The 23955-nt window shown below is 62.8% G+C and carries 19 protein-coding genes and 1 tRNA gene; 5 read left to right on the top strand and 15 right to left on the bottom strand.

Translation table 11 applies throughout. From position 1 onward, the window contains the following. Positions 1 to 18: 18 nt before the first annotated feature. The 3 genes from GVK95_RS00925 to GVK95_RS00915 form a co-directional block, all read right to left on the bottom strand. Complete coding sequence (locus GVK95_RS00925; protein ID WP_159945993.1) at positions 19 to 876, bottom strand: NlpC/P60 family protein; 858 nt, start codon at positions 874 to 876, stop codon at positions 19 to 21. Between the two features lie 31 nt (positions 877 to 907). Further along, complete coding sequence (locus GVK95_RS00920) at positions 908 to 1270, bottom strand: MarR family winged helix-turn-helix transcriptional regulator (protein WP_159945992.1); 363 nt, start codon at positions 1268 to 1270, stop codon at positions 908 to 910. Positions 1271 to 1348: 78 nt separating this feature from the next. After that, positions 1349 to 2740, bottom strand: coding sequence for a M17 family metallopeptidase (locus GVK95_RS00915; protein WP_159945991.1), 1392 nt, complete (start codon positions 2738 to 2740; stop codon positions 1349 to 1351). Between the two features lie 168 nt (positions 2741 to 2908). Between GVK95_RS00915 and GVK95_RS00910 the strand changes: the two genes are divergently transcribed. Then, positions 2909 to 3697 (top strand): tetratricopeptide repeat protein, encoded by a 789-nt coding sequence (locus GVK95_RS00910; protein WP_244618649.1) that lies wholly within the window; start codon positions 2909 to 2911, stop codon positions 3695 to 3697. A gap of 32 nt (positions 3698 to 3729) precedes the next feature. On the opposite strand, the gene GVK95_RS00905 is transcribed toward GVK95_RS00910, so the two are convergent. Then, positions 3730 to 4335: a YigZ family protein gene (locus GVK95_RS00905; protein ID WP_159947413.1), complete on the bottom strand. Its 606-nt coding sequence runs from the start codon at positions 4333 to 4335 to the stop codon at positions 3730 to 3732. An 86-nt stretch (positions 4336 to 4421) separates the two neighbouring features. After that, positions 4422 to 4829 (bottom strand): hypothetical protein, encoded by a 408-nt coding sequence (locus GVK95_RS00900; RefSeq protein ID WP_159945989.1) that lies wholly within the window; start codon positions 4827 to 4829, stop codon positions 4422 to 4424. Positions 4830 to 5084: 255 nt separating this feature from the next. Between GVK95_RS00900 and GVK95_RS00895 the strand changes: the two genes are divergently transcribed. Continuing rightward, complete coding sequence (locus GVK95_RS00895) at positions 5085 to 8153, top strand: DNA translocase FtsK (RefSeq protein WP_159945988.1); 3069 nt, start codon at positions 5085 to 5087, stop codon at positions 8151 to 8153. 132 nt (positions 8154 to 8285) lie between these two features. Here GVK95_RS00895 and GVK95_RS00890 read toward each other — a convergent pair whose 3' ends face one another. The 9 genes from GVK95_RS00890 to GVK95_RS00850 all read right to left on the bottom strand — a co-directional run bounded on the left by GVK95_RS00890 (position 8286) and on the right by GVK95_RS00850 (position 21674). After that, entirely contained in the window at positions 8286 to 8819 is a 534-nt protein-coding gene (locus tag GVK95_RS00890; RefSeq protein WP_159945987.1) for a DUF992 domain-containing protein, read from the bottom strand. Between the two features lie 287 nt (positions 8820 to 9106). After that, entirely contained in the window at positions 9107 to 14578 is a 5472-nt protein-coding gene (locus tag GVK95_RS00885) for a hypothetical protein (RefSeq protein WP_159945986.1), read from the bottom strand. Between the two features lie 747 nt (positions 14579 to 15325). Further along, positions 15326 to 15640 (bottom strand): hypothetical protein, encoded by a 315-nt coding sequence (locus tag GVK95_RS00880; RefSeq protein WP_244618667.1) that lies wholly within the window; start codon positions 15638 to 15640, stop codon positions 15326 to 15328. Positions 15641 to 15685: 45 nt separating this feature from the next. Next, a complete protein-coding gene (locus GVK95_RS00875; protein ID WP_159945985.1) occupies positions 15686 to 16111 on the bottom strand; it encodes a helix-turn-helix transcriptional regulator in 426 nt (141 codons plus the stop codon). 109 nt (positions 16112 to 16220) lie between these two features. After that, positions 16221 to 17372 carry a hypothetical protein gene (locus GVK95_RS00870; protein ID WP_159945984.1) on the bottom strand — a complete coding sequence of 384 codons (1152 nt, stop codon included), beginning with the start codon at positions 17370 to 17372 and terminating at the stop codon, positions 16221 to 16223. Next, positions 17369 to 18097 carry a TfuA-like protein gene (locus GVK95_RS00865; RefSeq protein ID WP_159945983.1) on the bottom strand — a complete coding sequence of 243 codons (729 nt, stop codon included), beginning with the start codon at positions 18095 to 18097 and terminating at the stop codon, positions 17369 to 17371. Before GVK95_RS00865 ends, GVK95_RS00870 begins: the two co-directional genes overlap by 4 nt. Continuing rightward, a complete protein-coding gene (locus GVK95_RS00860) occupies positions 18094 to 19287 on the bottom strand; it encodes a YcaO-like family protein (RefSeq protein WP_159945982.1) in 1194 nt (397 codons plus the stop codon). Before GVK95_RS00860 ends, GVK95_RS00865 begins: the two co-directional genes overlap by 4 nt. 23 nt (positions 19288 to 19310) lie before the next feature. Continuing rightward, on the bottom strand, positions 19311 to 19742 hold the full coding sequence (locus GVK95_RS00855; protein ID WP_159945981.1) for a hypothetical protein: 432 nt from the start codon (positions 19740 to 19742) through the stop codon (positions 19311 to 19313). Between the two features lie 12 nt (positions 19743 to 19754). Then, complete coding sequence (locus GVK95_RS00850) at positions 19755 to 21674, bottom strand: BTAD domain-containing putative transcriptional regulator (RefSeq protein ID WP_159945980.1); 1920 nt, start codon at positions 21672 to 21674, stop codon at positions 19755 to 19757. Positions 21675 to 21869: 195 nt separating this feature from the next. Between GVK95_RS00850 and GVK95_RS00845 the strand changes: the two genes are divergently transcribed. Then, entirely contained in the window at positions 21870 to 22328 is a 459-nt protein-coding gene (locus tag GVK95_RS00845) for a hypothetical protein (protein ID WP_159945979.1), read from the top strand. Between the two features lie 81 nt (positions 22329 to 22409). Here GVK95_RS00845 and GVK95_RS00840 read toward each other — a convergent pair. Then, a tRNA-Ser gene (locus GVK95_RS00840) sits at positions 22410 to 22499 on the bottom strand. 179 nt (positions 22500 to 22678) lie between these two features. Between GVK95_RS00840 and GVK95_RS00835 the strand changes: the two genes are divergently transcribed. Together GVK95_RS00835 and msrA are read left to right on the top strand one after the other, a co-directional pair. Next, positions 22679 to 22996 (top strand): hypothetical protein, encoded by a 318-nt coding sequence (locus GVK95_RS00835; RefSeq protein WP_159945978.1) that lies wholly within the window; start codon positions 22679 to 22681, stop codon positions 22994 to 22996. A 53-nt stretch (positions 22997 to 23049) separates the two neighbouring features. Beyond that, positions 23050 to 23709, top strand: coding sequence for a peptide-methionine (S)-S-oxide reductase MsrA (gene msrA, locus GVK95_RS00830; RefSeq protein WP_159945977.1), 660 nt, complete (start codon positions 23050 to 23052; stop codon positions 23707 to 23709). The last annotated feature ends 246 nt before the right edge of the window (positions 23710 to 23955 follow it).

Raw genomic sequence — 23955 nt, 5'->3', positions numbered from 1 at the left:
CACCAAGAGTGCGCCGCATCACGTTTCAGCGATGGGGCGGCGATAACCTGTCGGTGCGTCATACAACCAGCCGATGCGCTCGATGGCGTCGTCCAGACCCTCGCGCGCCACCGTCATGGTATGGCCATTGGCGTGGATCATCATCTGGGCATCCTCCATGACCGCCACATGACCCTTCCAGAAGACGAGATCGCCGCGCTGGAGTTGTTCGCGGCCAATCGGCTCGCCGAGGCCTGATGCCTGCATGTCGCTGTCACGCGGGGCAGCTCGGCCGGTCATGCGCAGGGCCAGTTGCACGAGACCCGAGCAATCGATGCCGAAGCCGGACTTTCCACCCCAGAGATAAGGGGTCTCGATAAAACGGGCGACCACGGCGACGTAGTCGGTTGCGACAGGTATGCCGACCGGGCCGCAGTGATTGGCGACAAGGGCACCTCCATCGGCGAGCAGCAGATAGCGCGTGCCGCGCGTCTCGGCTTCACCAACCGCAGTGATAGTGCTGCCCATGGACAGCGCGGCCTTCACCGGAAATCGGAGATCTTGACCGGAATAGACGAAGGTGCGCGGGGTGAGCACAACATGGGTCGGGGCCGTCACACGGCCAATGCTTACCTCCGGCAGATAACCGACATAACCATCGGCATCGGCCTTGATCCAGGCCCAACCGTCGGCGCGATCCAGAACGCGAACCGTTTCGCCGAGCAGGAGCTGGGTGTCGATACCGGAGCCCAGATCAGGCCGTGGGCGCAGGTCGACGACCGGCTGACCGACCATGGCGGGTTCGCCATCGGTGAACCGCACAGCTTCCACTTTGCCCTGCAAGGCTGATTCGGCAAGATCGGGTCGGTAGGCGTTGAGCCGGCGGTCGAGCATCATGTCAGTTGTCCATCAATATGTTTATTGCCCATCACTCGGGTGCGCGGGTCCCAAGGGACCGAGCCTGGGCAATGACCCGGTCGCCGAATTTTTCCAGAAACAACGCGCCGCCAACGGTGCGCTTGACCACCACGCTGCGCCGGTCAAGTTCGTCGCGGACGCGATCGACCAGTCCCATTTCGCCCAGTGTGTCCAGCGCCCGGGTAACGACCGGCTTGGTCACGTCGAGGGTTGCCGCAAGTCCGCGCACGGTATGCGGCGGCGGAACGAGATAGATCTCGAGCAGGATGGCCAGTTGGCGCATGGTCAGATCCGGCCCGTCCGCGCGGACCTGCTGCAGTGTTACCCGGTGCCAGAGGCCAAGCGCCTGGGTTGCGGTCAGTTCAAGGCTCATGGCCGGGTTCCGAAATGGTCATTGCGGGCATCTTTCCGGCAAACAGGCTGCCGATGCAAGAGGCCCGCAACGGTGCGGCTATTTCCAGCCGGTCTGCAGATAACGATACAGTGCGCGGATGCCCTGCGCCTCGCCGCCGACCGGCGAATGCGGACGTTCGCTCTGCGACCAGCCGAATATATCGAGATGCAGCCAGGTGCGCTCCTTTGAAACGAAGCGCTTGAGGAAGAGGGCCGCGGTGATCGCGCCGGCCATGCCGCCGGCCGGTGCATTGGTCAGATCGGCGATCTGGGCCTTGAGCATGCGCTCGTAGCCCTTGTGCAGCGGCAGGCGCCACAGGGGATCATCGACCTCGAGGCTGGCATCGGCGAGATCGTCGGCGAGGTCTTCGTCATCGGTGAAGAAAGGCGGCAGATCCGGGCCGAGTGCGACACGGGCGGCACCGGTCAGCGTTGCCATATCGATGAGCAGATCGGGATTTTCGGCATCGGCATAGGCCAGCGCGTCGGCAAGAATCAGGCGGCCTTCCGCATCTGTGTTGTCGATCTGCACGGTCAGGCCCTTGCGGCTCTTATAGACGTCGCCCGGACGGAAGGCATTGCCGGCGATGGAATTCTCGACCGACGGAATGATCACCGTCAGGTCGATCTTCAGCTTGGCGTCCATGATCATCAGGGCAAGGCCGAGAACGTTGGCGGCACCACCCATGTCCTTCTTCATCAGCAGCATCGAGGAAGACGGCTTGATGTCGAGGCCGCCGGTGTCGAAGCTGACGCCCTTGCCGACCAGGGTCAGCTTGCGATGACCCTTCTTGCCCCAGCGCATCTCGATCAGGCGCGGCGCGACCGTCGAGGCGCGGCCGACCGCATGGATCAGCGGGAAGTTCTTCTCCAGAAGTTCGTCGCCGGTGGTAACCGTGACCTCAGCCTTGTAGTGCTCGGCGAGACGGCGGACAGCAGCTTCGATATCGGCCGGGCTCATGTCGTTGGCGGGCGTATTGATCAGGTCGCGGGCGAGATAGACGCCGGCCAACTGGCGCTTGATGTCGGCGGCATCGGCGTCCTGGGGGATGAGCAGCTTCGGCTCGGTCGGGCGCTCGGAGCGATAGCGATCGAAGCTGTAGGCGCCGAGACCATAGCCGAGCAGCAGACGGTTGGCGGTCAGCGGTGCTGTTTCAATGTGCCATTCGCCGGCAGGCAGCGTGCGGGCGAGCTTGCCGGTGAGAAACGGGCTTTCGGACGGATTGGCGCCCAGACCGAAGAGCGCACCACCGAGATGGCCCTCTTCCGTCGGGATCAGCAGCAGGGCACCTGCCTCGGCCTTGAAACCGGCCTTCTTCGCCCAGTCGAGGGCGAGCGGCTCAAGCGTGCCGGTCTCGACATGGGCCGGCGTGACCGCGAAGATCGGCAGCGTCTTGCCGCCCTTGGTGCTGAAGTGAGTCGGGCGTTCTATGTACTGGAAGGGGGCCATGGCTGCTGCTTTCAAGAGAATCGGCGTCGAGCGAATTAACACTCCGTTAGGGTTAACAGATTATTGCTTGAGTGGAGGTTACGTCACGCTCTTGAGGCAGATGACGCAGAAAACCAGACTTTCGGGATAGCAATCATGGCCAACCGGCATATTTCCTCGCGCCGCCGCATGCACACCCTCGGCGGAATCGGTCTTGTCATCGCAGCGCTGACACTGAGCGGCTGCGCGGGCCGGGAAAAACCGCTGATCACCGGCTCCATTCCGAAATTGGCGAAACCCGTCGATTCGATGACCGGGCCGGAACTGGCGCGGGCATCCGAGACGATCGGCAAGGCCTATGAGGCCAATCCGAAGGACCGCAATACCGGCCTCAGCTATGCCAATGTGCTGATGATGTCGGGCCGCAACGCGCAGGCGCTGGCCGTCATGCAGCAGGTGGCGATTGCCCATGCCAATGACCGCGAAGTGCTGGCTTCGCTCGGCAAGGCGCAGGCCGCAGCCGGGCAGCTGGAAAAAGCGCTCGGCACGATCGCCCGCGCCCAGACACCGGACCGTCCCGACTGGAAGCTCTATTCGGCCGAAGGCGCCGTGCTCGACCAACTCGGTCGTTCGGCCGATGCCCGCGGACGCTACCGGATGGCGCTCGACATCCAGCCGGGCGAACCGAGCGTGCTGTCCAATCTCGGTATGTCCTATGTGCTTTCCGGCGACCTGAAGACCGCAGAGACCTATCTCAACCAGGCATCGCAGCAGCCGACGGCCGACAGCCGCGTGCGGCAGAACCTGGCGCTGGTGGTCGGCCTGCAGGGGCGGTTCCAGGAGGCCGAGCAGATCGCTTCGCGCGAACTCGACCCGCAGCAGGCGGCGGCCAATCTGGAATATCTGCGCGGCATGCTGACGCAACAGAATTCCTGGAAGCAGCTTGCCGCCGACGGCAAGCCGAAGAAAAGCGGCTGAGCCACTACCGGCAACACAGTGTCGTCGCCAGTCTATTGCGCTGAACCGTCTTCATCCGGCAGGACGAGGCGCGAGCGGCCACTGGTCAGATCCTGCACCAGTCGCGCCACCTGATCCTCATCGCCGGCGCGCAGGGTGACGGCGAGCGTGGCGCCCTGCGCTTCAAACGTCTCGACCAGTGAAACATGCGACAAGGCCAGAAGCCTTGCCTTGACCAGCGCCAGATCGGCAAAGCCGGCAACCACCTCACCCATCAGCATCGGGATGATCTCGACCTTTTCGCCAAGGCGCAAGGCGGCTGCCGCCGACCCACCATAGGCACGCATCAATCCGCCACTGCCGAGCAGAATGCCGCCGAACCAGCGGGTGACGACAACAGCGACGCCATCGAGATCCTGTCCGTCGATCGCCTGGAGGATCGGCTTGCCGGCGGTGCCGGAAGGCTCGCCGTCATCGGAAAACCGGTAGGACTGGCCGAGGCGCCAGGCCCAGCAATTGTGGTTTGCCGTCTCATCGCGGTGGGCCGCGAGAAAGGACTTGGCCTCGTCCTCGCTGGCGATCGGGGCGGCATGCGCGACAAAGCGGCTCTTCTTCACGTCCTGGGAAAATTCGACGGGCTGAAGCAGAGAAAAACGCATGGCGATGAACAGGCTCTGGATCTGGCGGATTGAAACGTCGTGCAACGGTACAGGGGCACTTGCCCCGGTTCCAGCGGAAACCGGCGTCAGCGGATATGCGCTCGATTGCTGTACAGCCACGGGCCGAGGGCGGCAATCACCGAGAGCCTGAGGCTCGCCTTCATCGCGAGCGCCCTGGCGAGCGCATGGTCGTCGGCGGGAAAGCCCATCTCGGCCATGACGGCCCGGGGCGTCAGGCGTCTGGCGCGCATGACCTTTTCGATACGCTCGATGGTGGCCGGAAGCAGGTAGCGGCCATTGGCGATCAACGGCTGCGGCAGATTGGGCGCCGGTACGGGTGCCGCGTCATGCACGGCGACCAGCGGATGCGCGATGCCGTTGGCCCGGGTTTCGGCCGCGACGAAGTCGAGGAAAGCCTCGCGGTCTTCCGTCGTGGCCTGGGCCCAGGCCTTGATCAGCTTCTTCAGATGATTGCGCTTGGGCTTTTTCGACATGACCGGCCTTCTCTTCGATCCCCGGTCCTTACCTCGCCCGGCGGCGGAGCGCGAGAAAAAATCATTGCCGATGGGAGGCTTTGACGAAGGGCCGAATTGTCCTGCGACAACAGGCAGATCCTGCCGGGGGACAGCGCGTTCGCGGCGTCGGAATATTAGCAAAACACGCTGCAGAGCAAGCAGTCGTTAACCTTTATTTTCTACTGATGGAGTGCTTGCCAGCTCTCCCGTTTCTCGTCAGCGATCAGGTTTTCCATGCATCCTCCCCGTCAAAATTCCGTGTTTTCTGTCAATACCTTAGGGGAAAAGCCGACGACTACGCAGACGCCTGCCGCGCCGGGTCTCTCTGCGCAGGGTCAAACTTCGCCGGGCCAAACTTCGCCGGGTCAAACTTCGCCGGGCCTGCCGCGCGCAGGGACCGACCAGCTGGCGGCCAGCCAGATCGAAGGCCACAGCGAGATGCCCGCCTGGCAGACCGCCTTTGTGCTGGGGCCGAACGTGCGCTTTACCCGCACGCCGGACAAGACGCCAAACCAGAACTCCGGCCAGACCACGGGTCATGCCCCAGGGCAGCGCAGCGAGCCCGAAACCGTCGAGCCGGTGGTGGCATCGGCTGTGGCGCCGGGTTCCGTGACCGCGCCTTTGGCAAAACCGGCCGTCGAGGCACCGCGCGCACCGGCATCGGTCACCCTGCCGCAGCCACCGGATGCTGTCGGCGCGCGGGCTCTGACCTACAAGCTGCGCCGCGAACTGGCCCGCCAGCAGGCGGAACAGGCAGCCTGGGCTGCCGCGCATGGGCGGGACATGCCGATGATCGCGACGCCGGCCCATAGTCCGGTGCCAGTCGCCGCGCCGGCAACGGCAATGCAGGCGACTCGGGCAATGCAGGCAAGCGTTGCCCCGGCACCGCGTGCGATGATGCCCACACGGATCACCGCTTCGGCACCGAGCGAACCGCGCGTGGAGCAGCCGACTATGGTGCGCAACGCCTTCCTGCGCGGTCCGATTCAAGCTCAGCAACAACAGCAACAGCCTCAGCAAACAGTGGCCGCCCCAGCCCCTGCGCCTGCCTCTGCTTCTGGCCCCGTCCCTGCGACGCAGACAAAAGCTGTGACCGCGAATGCGGTTCAGGCATCGCATGGGTCGGCGAGCCTGGCTCCGGCGGCACAGGTTCCGGCCATTCCGGCGCAGGCACAGCCGGCCGTGGCCCCGGGTCGGGCACCGCTGGACCTGAGCGCATTGCTGTCGGACCATATCTTCTTCGAAGCGATGATCGATGTCGGCGATGCGCCGACCGAGACGGTGGCGAGCCTGCCGGTCGGTCCTGCTGCAAGAGCCGCTGCCCCCCACCGTGGCCCTATCCCTGCCCCTCCTGCAAACCGGGGTGTGAGTGCTGCACGGACGGCGCTTCCCACCGCCATCCCGGCGCAGCAACCGGTGCGCTCGCGTATCGCGGCGCGGGCCGAGGTGGTGCGGTATCGCCCGGATGTCTTTGTTCAGCCGCCGCGTGTTTCCACGATCAAGCCGGTGTTCGACGCGCCGGATGGCTCGGTGATTGCGCTCTACCGCCAGGTGGAAGCCCGCATGTCGATGGTGTCGGAAGACGCCGCCGCCATGGGCATCGCCGCGTCGGCCGGGAGTGAGGCGATCGCGTCCGTGCAATCCCAGCCTTCGCCGGCACCTCAGCCATTCAGCAGTTCGCTGCCGATCGCCCAGGCGCTGAAGGCACGCCAGCCGCTTTTTCGCGAACAGCCGGCGCTGGCCGAGGGTGAATATGAACTGCCGCCGATCGACCTGTTGCAGGAAGCGCAGGTTCTTGATGCGCCGGCGATGAGCCCGGAAGCGCTGGAGCAGAGTGCGGGCCTGTTGGAAAACGTTCTTGAAGATTTCGGCATCAAGGGCGAAGTGATCGATGTGCGGCCGGGTCCGGTCGTCACGCTCTATGAATTCGAGCCGGCACCGGGGGTCAAATCGTCGCGCGTCATTGGTCTGTCCGACGATATCGCCCGCTCGATGTCGGCGCTTTCGGCCCGCGTCGCCGTGGTGCCCGGCCGCAATGTCATCGGCATCGAACTGCCGAACCCGGTGCGCGAAACGGTCTATCTGCGCGAACTGATCGAAACGGCGGATTATGCCGAGACGCGCTTCAAGCTGCCGGTCTGCCTGGGCAAGACCATCGGCGGGGAACCGGTGATTGCCGAACTGGCCAAGATGCCACATCTGCTGGTCGCGGGGACGACCGGGTCCGGCAAGTCGGTGGCGATCAACACGATGATCCTGTCGCTGCTCTACCGGCTGCGGCCGGAAGAATGCCGGCTGATCATGGTCGATCCGAAAATGCTTGAGCTTTCGGTCTATGACGGCATTCCGCATCTGCTGACGCCGGTCGTGACCGACCCGAAGAAGGCGGTGATGGCGCTGAAATGGGCCGTGCGCGAGATGGAGGACCGTTACCGGAAGATGAGCCGCCTCGGCGTGCGCAATATCGACGGCTACAATTCCCGTGCCGCGACTGCCCGCAGCAAGGGCGAGACGATCCTCTGCAGCGTGCAGACCGGCTTTGATCGTTCGACCGGCGAGCCGATCTACGAACAGGAAGAGATGGACCTCGCGGCGATGCCCTACATCGTCGTCATCGTCGACGAGATGGCCGACCTGATGATGGTCGCGGGCAAGGAGATCGAAGGCGCGATCCAGCGGCTGGCGCAGATGGCGCGTGCGGCCGGCATCCACCTGATCATGGCGACGCAGCGTCCTTCCGTCGATGTGATCACCGGCACGATCAAGGCGAACTTCCCAACCCGCGTTTCCTTCCAGGTGACGTCGAAGATCGACAGCCGCACCATTCTCGGCGAGCCGGGTGCCGAACACCTGCTCGGCCAGGGCGACATGCTGCACATGGTCGGCGGCGGGCGTATTGCCCGCGTGCATGGGCCTTTCGTGTCCGATGAAGAAGTCGAAAAGGTCGTGGCGCATCTGAAGAAGCAAGGCCGGCCGGAATATCTCGGCACGGTAACCGAAGATGCCGATGAGATGGACGAGACGGCGGAAGATGACAGCGCCGTGTTCGACAAGTCGGCCATGGGCGAAGAGGATGCCAGCGATCTCTACGACAAGGCGGTGAAGGTCGTGCTGCGCGACAAGAAGTGCTCGACATCCTATATCCAGCGCCGGTTGTCGATCGGCTACAACAAGGCGGCCTCGCTGGTCGAGCGCATGGAGCAGGAAGGTCTGGTGGGCCCGGCCAACCATGTCGGCAAACGCTCGATCATCGCCGGTGGTCGGGAGATCAGCCCGCTGCCGGACAGCGACAGCGAAGGCTGAACGGGCAATCGCGGTTTGAGATGCGACTGATCGCCGAGCTGGCGAACTCTGGTTTCTACCGGCCACAAGCCAAAAAAATGGCGCCTCCCGATCGGGAAGGCGCCGTTTTTTCATATTGCGGAAAATGCTTGATCAGCTGTCAGGGGTCAGCGTCATCGAGGTGCCGGTGGCAGCCAGGTTGAGGCCGAGCTGGCCGGTCACGCTGATGGTCTGCAGGTGGATCGAGCCCGAGGTTCCGCCGACCAGGATATTGGCGCCGATGCCGGCGCCGACCGTGGCTTCCGCCGTGATGCCCTGGTAGAGGCCGCCCAGCGAACCGCGATGATAACCGGCGGTCGGAGCGAAAACCGCCCAGATCAGGCTGCCCTTGGTGGTGAAGCCAAGATCGACGCCCATCTTGCGCAGGGCGCCGGTGTAGCGGTCAAGCGGCTCGCTGCCGATGGTCGAGGTGAAGACGCAATCGACCTCCTTGGCAGAGCCGACGACAAAACCGACACCGCCGCCGACATTGCACTGGAGGTAGCCAATGCGGACGCCACCGCGCTGGTCAGCTTCCTGATAGGTGGGAACGGGATCCTGGCGGGAAATCGTATCAGCCGACAGAGCGGCTCCTGCGCTGGTCAAAACCGGCAGTGCGGCGAGCGCAACGGCGAGAGTCTTCTTCATGTTGTACTCCTTCAAAACTTGAACCTGCCCTCTGATGACCATGCATCCGAGCCGGTAGGCTAGGTTTGATTAACGCATATGGCGAAAGAATGATCCCTCGATGCTTTTGTATTGTCTTTTTGCGATGGATCGGTGCCAGAGAGGTCGGAACCGGTGCCGGTGCCTGTTCATGCGGCAAAGTTTGACCGGCCGACAAAATGCAATTTGGCGGCGTGCAGGGCACACCGCCAAATCCGGTATCACATTGCGTTCAGGCCGTTCGGACTTTCCGCTCGGCCAATCTGCCGTCAGTAGGACTGATAGGCAGAAATGACCGCGGTGATCTGGTCGGGGGTCAGCGCTGCGACCTGGGCCGTGGTGATGGCTTGCAGCTGGGCGCTGGACAGATTGGCAATATCGGCCGTCGACAATCCGGCAAGGGCTGCGGAATTGATCGAGGCAATATCGCCCGTCGAGAAGGTGGCCAGATCTTCGGCTTCGAGGGCTGCGATCTGCACAGAACTGAGGCCTGCGACCTGGGTGGACGTCAGGACCTCGACCTGCTGGGTCGACAAGGCGCCGATCTGTGCGGTGGTCATGCCGACAACCGCGCTCGGCGAAAGAGCGACCATCTGATCGGTGGTCAGGCTGGCGATATGGCTGGTGCCAAGAGCTGCGACCTGGATGGCGTTCAGGGCACCGATCTGCGCCGTGCTCAAAGTTGCCACCTGGCTCGAGGTCAGAGCCCTGATCTGGCTGAAGATCAGCGCACCGAACTGGGCAGTGCTCAAGGCGGCGACATGGGCCGTCGACAGGGCCGCGATATTGGCCGTCGACAGGCCGCCGATCGCCGTGGCGCTGATGGCGGCAAGATCCCCTGTCGAGAAGGTCGCGAGGTCCTCGGTCGTCAAGGCGCCGAGCTGAGTCGAGGTCAAAGCACCGATCTGGGCCGAGGACAAGGCGTCGATCTGGCCGGTGGACAAGGCGTCGATCTGCGCCGTCGTCAGGCCCGGAATGGCGCCTGTGCCAAGCGCTGCGACCTGAGCTGTCGTCAGCGATGCGACATTGGAAGCGGACATGCCCGAAAGACCCGCCGCGCTCAGCGCTGCGACCTGCGTCGTGGTCAGGTTGCCAACCTGGGTCGAGCTCAGTGCGCCCACCTGAAGGGAGGTGAAACCGTTCAGCTGAGCTGCGCTCAAGGAGGCGATCTGCGCTGTCGTCAGGGCGGAAACCGTGGCTTCCGACAACCCAGCAATGGCCGATGCGGTGATCGCTGCGATATCCGCCGTCGAGAAGGTCGCGAGGTCCTCGTGGCTCAGCGCGCCGATCTGGGTGGCGCTGAGGGCGGCAATCTGCGTCGCGGACAAGGCTTCGACCTGGGCGGTCGACAGGGCGTCAATCTGGGCTGCGCTCAAGCCGGAAATCGCCGCCGCAGACAGGGCTGCGATCTGATCGTTCGACAGGGCGGCGATGTTGCCGGTGGACAGGCCCTGCAAGGCCGTTGAGCTCAGGGCCGAGATCTGCGTGGGTGTGAAGCTGCCGAGCTGGCTGGATTTCAGCGCTTCGACCTGGGCCGAATTGAGCGACGCGATCTGAGCCGTCGTCAATGCGGAAACCTGTTCAGCGGTCAGGGCGGCAATATTGGCCGTCGACAGACCGGGAATGGCCGCTGCCGTGATCGCTGCAATATCGGCCGTGGAGAATGTCGCCAGATCAGCCGTGCCGAGTGCGGCCAGCTGCGTCGATGCCAGAGCGGCAATCTGCAGCGTGGAGAGCGCGTCGACCTGGGCCGTTGTCAGCGCCTCGATCTGGGCCGGGGTCATGCCGGCCACCGCTCCGGTGTTCAGGGCGGCGATCTGCTCGGTCGACAGCGATGCAATCGTCTGGCTGGACAATGCGTTGGCCTGCGCCGACGTCAGCACCGCAAGCTGCGCGGTGCTCAGCGCTGCGAGCTGGGCGGAACTCAGCACTTCGACCTGGCTGGACGACAGCGCCACGATCTGGGCCGTCGCCAAGGCGGCAATCTGATCGGATGTCAGGGCCGCGATATTGGCCGTGGACAGGCCGGAAATGGCGGTGGATGCGATGGCAGCCAGATCCGCCGTGGAGAAGGTCGCGATATCCGCCGTACCAAGAGCGGAGATCTGTGCCGAGGTCAGGCTGGCAACCTGGGAGGAGGTGAGCGCCTCAACCTGGAGGGTGCTGAGAGCCTCGATCTGCGCTGCGGTCAAGCCCGGGATCGCCTTGGTGCTCAGGGCGGCGATCTGGTCATCGCTCAGCGCTGCAATCGTGCCCGTCGCCAGACCGGAGACACCGGTGGAGGTCAATGCGCCGATCTGCGATGTACTGAGCGCGGCGATCTGTTCGGTGCTCAGGGCTTCGACCTGATCCGATGTCAAGGTCGCGACCTGGGCCGTGGTCAGCGCTTCCACCTGGTCGGCGCTGAGAATTGCGATATTGGAAGTCGACAGGCCGGCGATGGCCGCTGCGCTGATCGCGGCAATATCGGCAGTCGAGAACGTGGCCAGCTCCGCGTCGCTCAGGGCGGCGATCTGGGCAGAACTCATGGCGCCGACGAGAACCGATGTCAGCGCTTCGGCCTGTTCCACCGACAGGGCTTCGATCTGGGCCGTGGACAGGCTTGCGAAGGCCTTGGTGCTGAGGGCAGCAACCTGATCGGCGGTCAGAACCGGAATGCTGGCCGTGGCCAGGCCAGGAATGGCCGTCGATGAAATTGCGCCAATCTGTTCCGGGGTCAGGGTGACCAGCTGAGACGTGCTGAGGGCTTCGATCTGGGACGATGAAAGGGCCGCGATCTGGCTTGTCGTCAAAGCCGCCAGCTGTTCAGCCTTGAGGGCCGCGATATTGGCCGTGGGAAGACCCGGGATTGCCGCCGTGCGAATGGCCGCGATTTCATCGGCCGAAAAGGTTGCCAGATCCTCGGTGCCAAGAGCCGCCACCTGGGCAGATCCCAAGGCGGCAATCTGCGACGATGACAGGGCTTCGATCTGCGCCGTGCTCAAGGCTTCGATCTGCGACGAGGTCAGGCCGGCGACAGCTTTCGTGCTCAGCGCGGACACCTGATCGATGGTCAGCGCAGCGATGCTTTCGCTGGACAGGGACATGATCTGGGCGGAGCTCAGGGCGCCGAACTGAGCTGCGGTCAAGGCGGCAATCTGGACGGAACTCAGTGCCTGGATCTGGGTCGTCTTGAGGGCAGCAATCTGGCTCGTCTTCAGCGCCGCGGTCTGGCTGGCCGTCAACGAGGCGATCAGGTCGGTCGACAGGCCGCCCACCGCTGCCGTGCTCAAGGCTGCCATTTCGTCGACCGAGAAGGTCGCCAGATCCTCGGTACCGAGTGCAGCGACCTGTGCCGACCCGAAAGCGGCGATCTGGGTGGAGGACAAGGCATCGATCTGGCTCGTGCTCAGGGCTTCGACCTGCGACGAGGTCAGACCTGAAATCGCCCGGGTGCTCAAGGCCGCAATCTGGGCCGTCGTCAGGGAGCTGACGGTCGAGCTCGACAGGGCGGCGATCTGAAGCGAGGTCAGCGCGCTTACCTGGGAGGTGCTTAGCGCCGCGAGCTGGCTGTCACTCAGGGCGACAATCTGGGTGGTCTTCAGCGCGGCGATCTGCGCGGTCTTCAGGGCGGCGGCCTGCGCCGTGGTGAGGGCCGCGACACCATCCGAGGAAAGGCCCCCGAGCGCGGATGAACTGATCGCGGCAATTTCGGCAGTGGTGAAAGTTGCGATGTCCTCGGCGCCCAGAGCGGCGATCTGGGTCGAACTCATCGCCGCGATCAAGGTGGACGTCAGCGCTTCCGCCTGCTCGGTGCTCAAGGCGCCAATCTGGGTCGAGGTGAGCCCGCTGACCGCCTTGGTGCTGAGCGCGGCGATCTGGGCCGTGGTCAAAGCAGCGATGCTCTCGCTGGCCAATGCCTTGATCTGCGTGGCGCTCAGAGCCGAAAACTGCGCCGTGGTGAGCGCGGCGATCTGAGCGGTGCTGAGGGACGCGAGCTGGCTGGTCTTCAAGGCGGCGATCTGGTTGGTCTTCAGAGCTGCGGCCTGTTCCGCGGAGAGAGCGCTGATATTCTCGGTCGAGAGGCCGGCGATGGCAGCCGTGGAAATCGCCGCAAGCTCGGCGGTGCTGAAGGTCGCCAGGCCTTCGGCGCTCAAGGCAGCAATCTGGGTCGAGGTCATCGCCGCAATCTGGGCCGACGACAGGACTTCGATCTGCGCAGACGACAATGCACCAACCTGTGCCGATGTCAGGCCCGTGATCGCCTTGCTGCTCAGAGCCGCGATCTGTGCGGTGGTCAGGCCGGCGACACTATCGCTCGACAGCGCCTTGATCTGGGCGGAGCTCAGTGCGGCAAACTGCGCGGTGGTCAGGGTTTCGATCTGACTGAAGCTCAAGGCAGCAATCTGGGTTGTCTTCAGGGCAGCGATCTGGGCGGTCTTCAGGGCAGCCGTCTGATCCGAGGTCAGAGCCGCGATATTGGCGGTGTTCAGCCCGGTGATCGCAGCGGAACTGAGCGCTGCAATCTCTGCCGTGCTGAAAGTGACGATATCTTCGGAGCTGAGAGCCGCGACCTGGCTGGAATTCAGGGCAGCAATCTGGGCCGACGACAAAGCCTCGACCTGCGAAGAGGTCAGGGCAGCCATCTGCGACGACGTCAGGCCCGTGATCGCCTTGCTGCTCAGAGCGGCAATCTGGGCCGTGGTCAGATCGGCGACCCTCTCGCCGGGCAGAGCCTTGATCTGGGTCGAACTCAGGGCGGCAATCTGGGCGGTCGACAGGGCCTCGATCTGGGCGGAGGTCAACGCTGCCATCTGCGTCGTCTTCAAAGCGGCGACCTGAGACGTCTTGAGAGCCGCAACCTGGGCGGAGGTCAGCGCCGCTACGATGGACGTGCCCAGCCCGGCTATACCGGTCGAGCTGATGGCGGCGATCTCTTCGGTGGTGAATGTGGCAATGTCTTCGGCTGCCAGTGCCGTCACCTGGGTCGAGGTCAGCACGGCAATCTGGGTGGCAGAAAGCGCTTCGACCTGCGTGCTGGACAGGGCGGCGATCTGGCCTGTGCTCAGGCCGACAATCGCCTTGCTGCTGACGGCGGTGATCTGTGCGGCGCTGAGTTCAGCGATGGTTTCGTTCGACAGCGCCTTGATCTGGGTGGAGGACAGGGCAGCAATCTGGGCGGTCGACAAAGCATCGACCTGGGTGGTGGTCAGGGCGGCGATCTGGTTCGTCTTCAGGGCAGCGATCTGAGCGGTTGTCAGGGCCGCCGTATGGTCGGAGCTCAGGGCGGCGATCGTGGCCGTGGGAAGACCCGACAGCGCTGCCGTGCTGATTGCCGCAATTTCCGCGGTGGTGAATGTCGAAAGGTCTTCCGGCGTCAGGACCGCCAGCTGGCTCGATTTGAATGCCGCGATCTGAGCGGCGGACAAGGCTTCGATCTGCTGCGAGCCAAGCGCGTCGACCTGGGTCGTTTTCAAAGCCGCAATCTGGCCGGTGGCGAGACCGGCGATCATGTCGGTGGTCAAGATGGCCAGTTGATCGAGGTTCAGGCTGACAATGGCCGACGTGGCAATCGCGCTGATCTGGGTTGCCGAGAAGACGGCGAGATCTTCCGTCTCCAGAGCGCCGACCTGCGCCGAGGAGAGCGCCTTGATCTGCGTGGTCGACAGGGCCGCAGCGTCTTCCGTTGTCCAGCCTGCGATGGCAGACGTCGAGAGGGATCTGATCTGGCTGACGCTCAGCGAAGGAATGGTCGTGCTCATAAACAAATCCCTTTGATTCTATCCAAACTAAAATCCACCAACGCCACCGCCGCCGTCGGTCCTACTGTCCACCACGGCATGACAGAAACCCGGCGCCAGGCTTTCACCGGGCGCGCAACGGCAGGCATGGAAAGGCTTCAGCCCACCACATGGAACAATCTATGAGGGAATGGGCTTGCCCGAAGCTGGTCTGCTTTCGGGCGGCCGCCGGATTGGCGCGAGGGACGTGTGATGGCAGGCTTTGCCCGGCAGCCAAAGGCAGCTCGCAGTCCACCCGCAGGCACGCACGCCGCAACAACTCCTGGTGCGCCAATGGTGCAGCGTGAGGCTGTGCTCCGGGAGAAGATCGTCGCGGCAATCGGCGACTGACCCGTCACAACGTAGAATCAGCCGGTACTGCATCAGCCATGATCCTGCTTCGGCAAGCGTGGCTGCGGAAAAGACGGGAGTTTTTGAGAAATTTGAGCCGGTGAACTGGCGGGCGCAATGACACGTCAATCATTGCGGGGACACTTCGATCATTGCTGGCGGGCTAGATCACATTTTCAGGGTCGACAGATTTTGTGTCGGGCTCCCTGATCGGCAATGATGGCGCAATAAGCTGCCTGCCGCTTCATTCCATTTTGAGTGCAAGTGGCGGCGCATGTTGCATCACTTCTTGCCTGACTGTCCCCGCCGGCAGCACTGGAGGTTGAAGCCGACGGGGATGTCATTCGTAGACGCTTGTCGGCAATCTTCGACTTGTTGTCAGTGAAACCCGGCGCCGGCGTTGGGAAGGCTGAACGACTCCTTCGCCGATCCTTCCATGCCGGTGTTCAACATGTCCTGCATCAGCGACATCAGCGCCATTTCGAGAAAATATGTCGAGACGCCCAGATCCATCGATCGCGCACGCTGGCAGGCGAACGACAGCATCCGGCTGATGGCCAGGATCTCCGCCATTTCTTCCTCTGGTTCAACATCCTGTTGTGTGACCATAGATCTTTGCATGTCCGCCCCCAAGTTACTTCCCCGAAACGCAGCATCGCTGCCCATGCAGAAAGAAACCACAGAGAGCGTCACGTCATCGTCACGCGCTATTCAGGGAACCCAGAAGGGCCGGCCATCTCAATCGCGAAGCGACGGATCGGTGACTTCAGCACCATCGGCGAGCGCCTTCACCAGCGCTACGACGCGGCGGCGTACCGTTTCGTCCTTGATCTTGAAGAAGGCACGGTTCAAGGCAAAACCATCGCTCGACGCCATGAAGGACTGAAGGGCCTGTGCTTCGTCGCTGGGTCGCGATTTCAACGCGGTATCGGAACTATCGACAGAGTTGAAAAAATGCTCCACCGAGACGCCCAGAACGCCTGCAATCGCCTGCAGCCGGGACGCACCTACGCGGTTGACGCCCTTCTCATACTTCTGCACCTGCTGGAAGGTGATCCCCAGCTTGTCTGCCAGCAGAGACTGACTGACACCGATGGTCTTGCGGCGAAGTTTGATTTGCAAGCCAACTTGAATGTCGATTGGATTGGCACTTTTGATTGACATTTACTTTCCCCAGAGTCGGCTTAGTCGAACACATTGACAATAGCATATATTCGTCGCGCCTCCGAAGAAAGCACAATCTGTCGATGAAGAAGCCAATGCTAATTTATTTCTATCGGTGAAAATTAAGCTTGTAGCGATCTTGGTCCGCGACACGTTTCAGGACCTTCGATGCGCAGCGAAGAGCACCGTTTCGGCTGGCCAGATGGCTCCAGCCTTGCACGGGAATGACGTCGAAGCCAAGCTCTTCCCAAAGCGCCAAGTTGCGCGCATCATCGCTGGCCAGGGGCTCGACATCGGCGAACTGCGGCAGCCAGACCATCGGCTTCGACCGGCCTTCGCGAACGGCGTTTTCGACGATGACATTGTTGTAGAGCCGCGGCAGGCGCTTGCCGCTGTCCGGCGCGACGACGAAGGGCACCGGATTGCGGATCACGGCGAAGCCCTGTTCAACCAGCAGGGAGACGGAAGCATCCAGCAGCATGCGCGCATTGTCGACCAAAATACTGCTGGTGTCTTGCTCGGCAAGATGCGGTTCGCCGACCAGCAGCAGCGGACGCCCCTCCTTGTCCAGCCCGGTCAGCGATACGAACTGATCGACATGAAAGCCGTATTGATGCAGCCGGCCGGAAGCGGCATCAGTCGATGCGGCTCCGCTGTGCAACCGGTAGCCGAACACCGACACGGGACGCGGGTCGAGCATGCAAAGCGGGTTGCAAGAAGAGGCATCCACTGGACCTTGACGCTGCAGGTCCGAATGGCCGATCAGCCGGAAATCCCGCCCGACAAGCTGATTGCCGCCAGGCAGGTCCACGGACAGTTCGGCAACGGCAACAGCCAGGAAGTCCGCCAGACAGCGGCCCACCGGGTCTCCCGGCGCCACGACGATCTGCATATCGTCCGCATGGTCAAAACCAGCGTGTGGGGCGGGAGCGATGCGCACATGAAACATATCCTGGATCCACGGACCGGGCACAGTGCCGGTGCTTCTGTCGAGCGCGACGAAGTGTAGCGAACAGACCGGATCGAGTGTCGAGATCCAGTTGTTCGCCAACGACACAGCCGTGTCGTCGACCAGCAGGAAAACCTCGACATCCGCCGGAAGCGCCCTGATCAGGTCGCCGATCGGAACAAGGGGGCGGCATCCGTCGAACACGTCGGCGGACTGGAAGAAGGCGGTCGGGACCGCCAGCGCGATCTGGCTGACAAGCCCGCCACAATCGGCGACGAGCGCCGGAACCGGGATCGGGATTGGGGCCTTCATGCCGTGCTATCTCCCGGCTTCTGGCGGGCCAGCAGGTTGCGGAAGAAGACAGTCTCCTGAAATGTCCATTCGGGCACGGCGCCACCGATCATTTCGCCGCGCTGCACCGCCTGCAGAAGCAGCAGTGCATCGGCCTTCTTGACCGAGATCAGATTGCGGGCGCATGTCGCGGCGATATCCGCGTCATAGCCTGCACGGGCGGCGACCGCCCTCCAGGTTCGCCTAGAAAAATGCACGGACCTCGCAGCGGCGATCAAGTGTTGGCACTGCGTCTGGTCAAGCGTGTCACGCAGCCCCTCAATGGTCGCTTCGGCATCGACGAGCGAAACCGTCAGCGGGCAGAAATCCAGTTCTGCCGGAGCATGGCTCAGGGCAACATCCGCGTCGGACACGCGACCGCCGAGGCGGTATTGTTCGAAGACCTGCCCGAGGCCGAGCATGCCGAACACTTCGCATTCCACCGCTCTCAAGGCACCCATGCTCGCGGCCCCGACCACGGTTACCCCACGCGACAGGGCATAAAGAAGTTCCTTGTGCCAGACGGCGGCGCAATCGCCATAGAGACCATCGATGAGACCGATGACGCGGGCACCAGATCCAACAGCGGCCAGCACATCGCCGGCTGCGGCCGGCGGTTTGAACGTCACCGCGGAAAACGGCGCGCGATCCAGCCCGTGGATCGAGGGACCCGCGAACACGACGGTCTGTTTTGCCTGCCCCATCATGCGAGAAAACCATCGAGGGCGCTGGCGGAAAGCCGGTTCAAACCGGTACCGGCAGAGGATAATCCCCTGGCCAGCACCCGGACGACCCGGATCTCGGGCTCGCCCGTGTCGAGCGGGAAGATGTAGATGTCCTCGACACCCCTGGCAAACAGGTGATGGGCGAGCCGTTGCCATAAGGCACCGGCCTGATCATGGACAGACAGGTCAAGCGGGAGCAGTTCCGTACGCGAAAGATCACTTGCCAAGCGTTGCTCGGACACGCTCCGATCTCCGACATAACGCTGCGGGGTCAGGTCATCGCGCGCTCCGCTGATATCCGTCAGGCGCGACTGGACCGCTTCCAGCAGCGCGGCAATGGCGGCCTCGCCGCGGTCGAGGCGGCAGGCAATGCCTGCGACAAAGCGTGTGCCCGGCCCGTCTTGCCCGGCGACGGAACGCGGCAGACTGGCCATGATCACGGGTACGCCGTTCGAACTGGTCAGATCGAAAAAACGCGCCGAAAGACCCGCAGCCTCGATCGTGGCGGCCAGCCGGTCGAGGGCAGGACACAGGCCAGGTGGAAACGCCACGGGCCGCAGGCCAAGCGACCGTGTGGCAAGGGCATCGACGAGGAAGCAGGCGTCGTTCTCTATCAGTTCGAGAAGGCCATGCAGGACTGTCCGGTCAAAATCGAAACCGGCAGCCAGTCCTTGGGAACTCATGTGGAAGGCCTGGCGATCCCAGGGGAAATCCATGCGGTAGTCCATGCCGACCAGTTCGTAAGGTGCAAACACCATGTGCTGATTGCGGACGGAATATCCCTGCACCCAGGCCCGTTCGCGGTCCGGATCAAGGTTTCGCCAGTCAACTCTGGCCAAATCATCCAGCGGCACGACGGCAAGATCGCGGCGGGCCAGAGACCGCACAGATCCGTATTCGCGGACATGCCTCTGCGTGTCCTCGGCGACGGCCCCTTCAATGGCCTCCATGACGGCCGAGATCCGCGCCTGCTCTATCGTGAGGCCTTTTCCCTGCGACACCGCAAGACCGCGCGAATTCGGCCTTGCGGCAAACCAGACGGGCACGCCGATGATATCAAGATCCGTAACATCACCGAGGCGGGTTATACCGAACCGCCGCAGGGCAACAGGATCGAGGGCCGCGAAGCCGGCAGGATCCTGCCGGCCGCGGTCTCCGGATGGTGCGCACATCAGCGACGCGTCTGCGCGATCGCTCAGGGTGCCGAGTTCGGCTTATCCGACAGGATCGCCTCGAACAGCGTGCCGGTAACCGAGCCGCTCGGGCCGACTGCGTGCAGCGGGCTTTCGATCGGCATCTGGATGACGCGGTTGAAATCCCAGCTGGTATCGACCACTTCGCCGACAAGGGCGAAATCGGCTTCGGAGACAGACGCGCCGCCGGCGATCAGGGCCTCGATGCCCTGGATCTGGATCTGGTCGAGCGCCGTATCCGACTGACCGTCCTGGCCGGCCATCATCGCTTTCGCCGCCGCGGCAACGCGCGCATAGCCGTCAATGCCGGGATGGCTTTTTTCGTAGGCGACAATGACGTCATGCGCCACCGAAGCAACCCGCAATGGCGATGTGCGCAGGAACAGCACGCCAAAGCCCTTCTTTCCAATCACGTAAAACTGAGAACCAGCCATAGTCATTATCCCCTATTTGATACCAGCCAATCGAAATGCCTGAAAAAGCTTCTCATTCGCCGCCGGGTTGCGATCCGGCGACAAACCACTGATTTCCCGGGCGGTCATGCCCGGATAATTTTCCTGAAGACGACGCGCCGTTTCGCGTGCCGCGAGCAGATTTCCGCTCAGGGCGTGGCTTGCCGTGAGCACCCTCAGCGCCGGCTCGTCGTCTTCCATGTTGCCACACAGCTGCAGGGCGGTCTGATATTCCTCGCGCTTGAGCGCGATACTGGCCCCGGCCCACCAATAGATGTCCGGTGCAAAGGGGTTGAGATCGATCGCCTGCTGGAAGCGCTCCCAGGCAAGGCTGAGCTCGCCGAAATGGGCCAGGGCATCGGCATGTTGCAGAAGCAGATCGGCAGAATTGGGCGCCAGCGCTTCCGCCTCGAAGAACTTTTGCGCCGATGTCTCGAAATCCCGCTGGTAGAGAGCGACGACCGCTGACATCCAGTGGCCGATCCCCAAGGCCGGATCGCTCTCGACCGAAGCCTCAGCTTCTGCCTTGGCGCGGTGGAGCAGATGCGGGTCATTGCCACCCAGCATCAGCCATTCGAGCTGCAGGGTCTGGGCAATGCGGGCGCGGGCAACGGACATGCCTGGGTCAAGATCGGCGGCCTTGCGGAATTCCGCGCGCGAGCGGCGCAGAAGCGGCAGATCGCATTTGCCGCTGAGCATCTGCTGGCCGGACAAAAGGTGGTGATAGGCGCCGGCGTCATGCAGACGCGTCGGCTCCATCTGCAGGCGCTCGATCTGTTCGGCAAGGGCAGCGGCAACCTGCTTCGACAAGAGCCGGAAGGCCGCATGCAGCTGCCTGTCGTTGAGCACCACTTCCAGCGCCCATTTGATCTCGCCAGTTTCCTCCTCGACCAAGGAAAAGGAAACGCGCATCTGGTCGAAGACCGTGGCCTCGACGCGGTAGTCGGCGCGCAGGGCACTGTAGCTGTCATCCGAGCGGTTGCCGGCGGCAAAGCTGCTGTGCGGCGACAGAACGGCAAAGGTGCGAAACCGCACCAGACTGTTGGCGATATCCTCGACAAAGGCCTGGACGATGGGACCGGCCGAGGCGCCGTCGATCCTCGCAGGCCGGATGAAGGCGACGCGCGGCCGCTTGCCGGTTGCACGGATCGGCGCGGGACTGTCCTTGTCGCCGTGGCTTGCGGCATAACCCTGAATGCGGCGGCGCAGCGCCAGCGTTGCCGGTTCCGGTCCCCTGCCCTCGATGCGCAACTGGCGGACAAGCCTGTCGTAGATCCGTTCGCCGGCCGCGAGATCACCGGCCCGGGCATAGGCGGCAATCACCATCCGGTAGGTTTCCTCCCGATCTTCCTCAAGTCGCAAGGCGCAATCGGCGAGCGTCGGGATATGCGCCGCCGTCCGGCCGCCGAAGCGCGTCGTGTCCTCCAGCAACTGGCCAAGCGAACCGAAGAACAGATCCTTCATCCGGTTGCGCTCGCTCAGCAGCCACAGATGGAACTGTTCCTGACCGGTGTCTGCGCCCTGGAGCAATTCGCCCTCGACCGCGAGGAGGCCGCGGGTGCGGACAGCAATATCATCGGATTGAACCGCCGACAGGAAAAGCGCCAGATCGGAACGGCTGGCCATCGGGCCTGCGGTCAAAGCCGTGGCCGACATGACGATCAAAGGGTCTTCGTCGGAGGCGAATGATTGCATCCTGGACAGCAGCTGGCGCAGATTGCCCATTGCCCGCTTCTGCTCCACATCCTCCCACAGGAGGGAGGCCGCGGCCTGGCGCGTCAGGATCTGTCCGGCAGACAGCAAGATCGCGGCGAGCAGAACAAAACCCTTGGCGGGGAAAAACGCCTGTTTCTCCACCTCGAATCGCGGCACGCCGAAAAGCCGGATCGCTATGTGTTCTGTGTCCCCAAACACGTGTCACCCCACAATGATTTGCGCATCTAACAATGACCAATGAGAAATTGAAAGTGTTTTCGCTTTCCCTTTGACGTTGATGTGACGCCATCTGCAATAGCGTTTCTGCAAAGAAGGAGAGCAAAGGAGCCGGAACGGCGGAGCAGTTCGGTAAAAGAGGAAATGACGGGCAATTTAATATTTAATCGTACTTATATGACATTTACATTGCATTCCGAACCCTATCAGCGCGCCGACGATGTTGGCTACGCGGTGACCGAATTCCTGTGGTTCGATGGAAAGCCATTCTATCCGATCGGGGCACTGGCGGACGCCAGGATTGCCGCGCTGCGACTCTCGGCCGGCGCCTTCGATGAAGGCGACGAGGACAATCTCGACCTGATCTTCCAGATGCGCGAGGCCGGAGGCGGGCATTTTTTCGAAGTCGTCCTGCGGTCGAACTCCGGCACGTCCTATGCCGGCTGGCTCTGGGGACAGGAACTCGAAGTGCTGAACGAAGTCGCGGCCAACCACCGTGTCCTGCTGGTCGAGTGCAACGGCTCGAAGATCCGCTACGCATACAATGATGAAAAGGGCCGCTATATGTGCGACGGCCCGGACGGCAAACCCAAGCTGTCCTTCAGACACGCCATCAAACGGCTTTCTGCGGGATAATCGTCCTTGCACCGAGCCTGGTCGCCAACCAAGTCGTGTTGTCGAAATTATGCTAGTGGAAACAATTGGCTAGGCCAATGATGGCGGACAGGGTGGGATTCGAACCCACGGTACGCTTTCACGCACACACGCGTTCCAGGCGTGCGCCTTAAACCACTCGGCCACCTGTCCTTTGTCGGCCTGCATCGTCAGACGCAAATCGTTGGAACGGCGCGATATATACCGATGAATTTCAGCGGATCAACCTAAATCTGACAGTTTTTTGACTTCTGCGATCAAATACCTATCTATAGGGTCCGAAGGGTGGCGGGCGCAGAGCCCGACCTTCTGCCAAGGCCGGGGAGTTCGTGGTGCGGCTTATCTTCAGAGTGTTGAGTTTCCTGGCGCTGTGCCTCGGCGTGATCGCCGGCAGCGTCGATTCCATTGCTTCGGTCTCGGCCTCGCAGATTTCCCTGACCCCGGTGGAGGCGGCGTGGATGGATCTCAGTCCCTCCAGCCTTTCAGCCTTGCAGGGCTTGACCGAAAGCCAGCTCGGCGCGGCTGCCTGGACGGCATTTGCCGGCCTGGTTCTGCCGCAACCCGCCTTTGCCGCCTTGCTGGTGCTGTCACTGCTGTTCTGGATGATCGGTTACAAAAAACCGTCGCCGGCCGGACGTTTCGCCGCCTGAGCCACGCCACACAGATATAGAAAGGCCGGAGACGCCGGCCATTGGAGGTCACCATGTTTCTGATCGACATGTTCAACAAGAAGACGGTCATGCCCACGACAGAGACGGCATTGCCGGGACGCGCCGAGGCGATCCCGACCGCCGCAACACACTTTATCTCAGGCGCAGCGCTGAAGGAGCCTTACCCCGAGGGCAGCAAAATCGTCTATCTCGGCATGGGCTGCTTCTGGGGCGCCGAACGGCTGCTCTGGGAAACGCCCGGGGTTCAGGTGACGGCGGCCGGCTACCAGGGCGGGATCACGCCCAATCCGACCTATCAGGAAACCGTCACCGGGCTGACCGGCCACACGGAAGTGGTCAAGGTGGTCTACGATCCGGCACAGATCACGCTGGAGGCACTTTTGAAGGTCTTCTTCGAAGCGCATGATCCGACCCAGGGCATGCGCCAGGGCAATGATATCGGCAGCACCTACCGGTCGGCGATCTATGTCGAGGACGAGGCCGACATGGCGCTGGCGCTCAAGGTTCGCGACCGCTTCCAGGCGGCGCTGGCATCGGCCGGTCATAGCAGCCGGGTGACGACAGAAATCGCCGCGGCAGGGCCGTTCTACTATGCCGAGGATTATCACCAGCAGTATCTGGCGAAGAATCCGAACGGCTATTGCGGCCTGCGCGGCACAGGCGTGTCCTGCCCGATCGCACCCGCCGCCTGATGTGATATTGCCTAAGGCAGCAGCACAAATCCCATTGATCTGACTGAATTTTCAGCGCTAGGCGCTGAAAATTCAGCAAGTCTGTGAATCTTTACCAGATGAAAAAAATCTGGTGAATTTTTGTCAGAGCCATGCAAGGATGCGCGACAGCCAGGACCTCTGGAAAAGAGGGTGGCGGTTCCGCAGACATGTCTTCTTCTTCGGGAAGGCTTGCGGGAGGACCCAACAAGATCAATAGCAACAACA

Origin of the sequence: Rhizobium sp. 18065, from assembly GCF_902706095.1 — a bacterium.
GTDB lineage: Bacteria > Pseudomonadota > Alphaproteobacteria > Rhizobiales > Rhizobiaceae > Allorhizobium.
The sequence above is the reverse complement of the archived record's forward strand: the minus strand, read 5'-3'. Positions and strand labels throughout refer to the sequence as shown.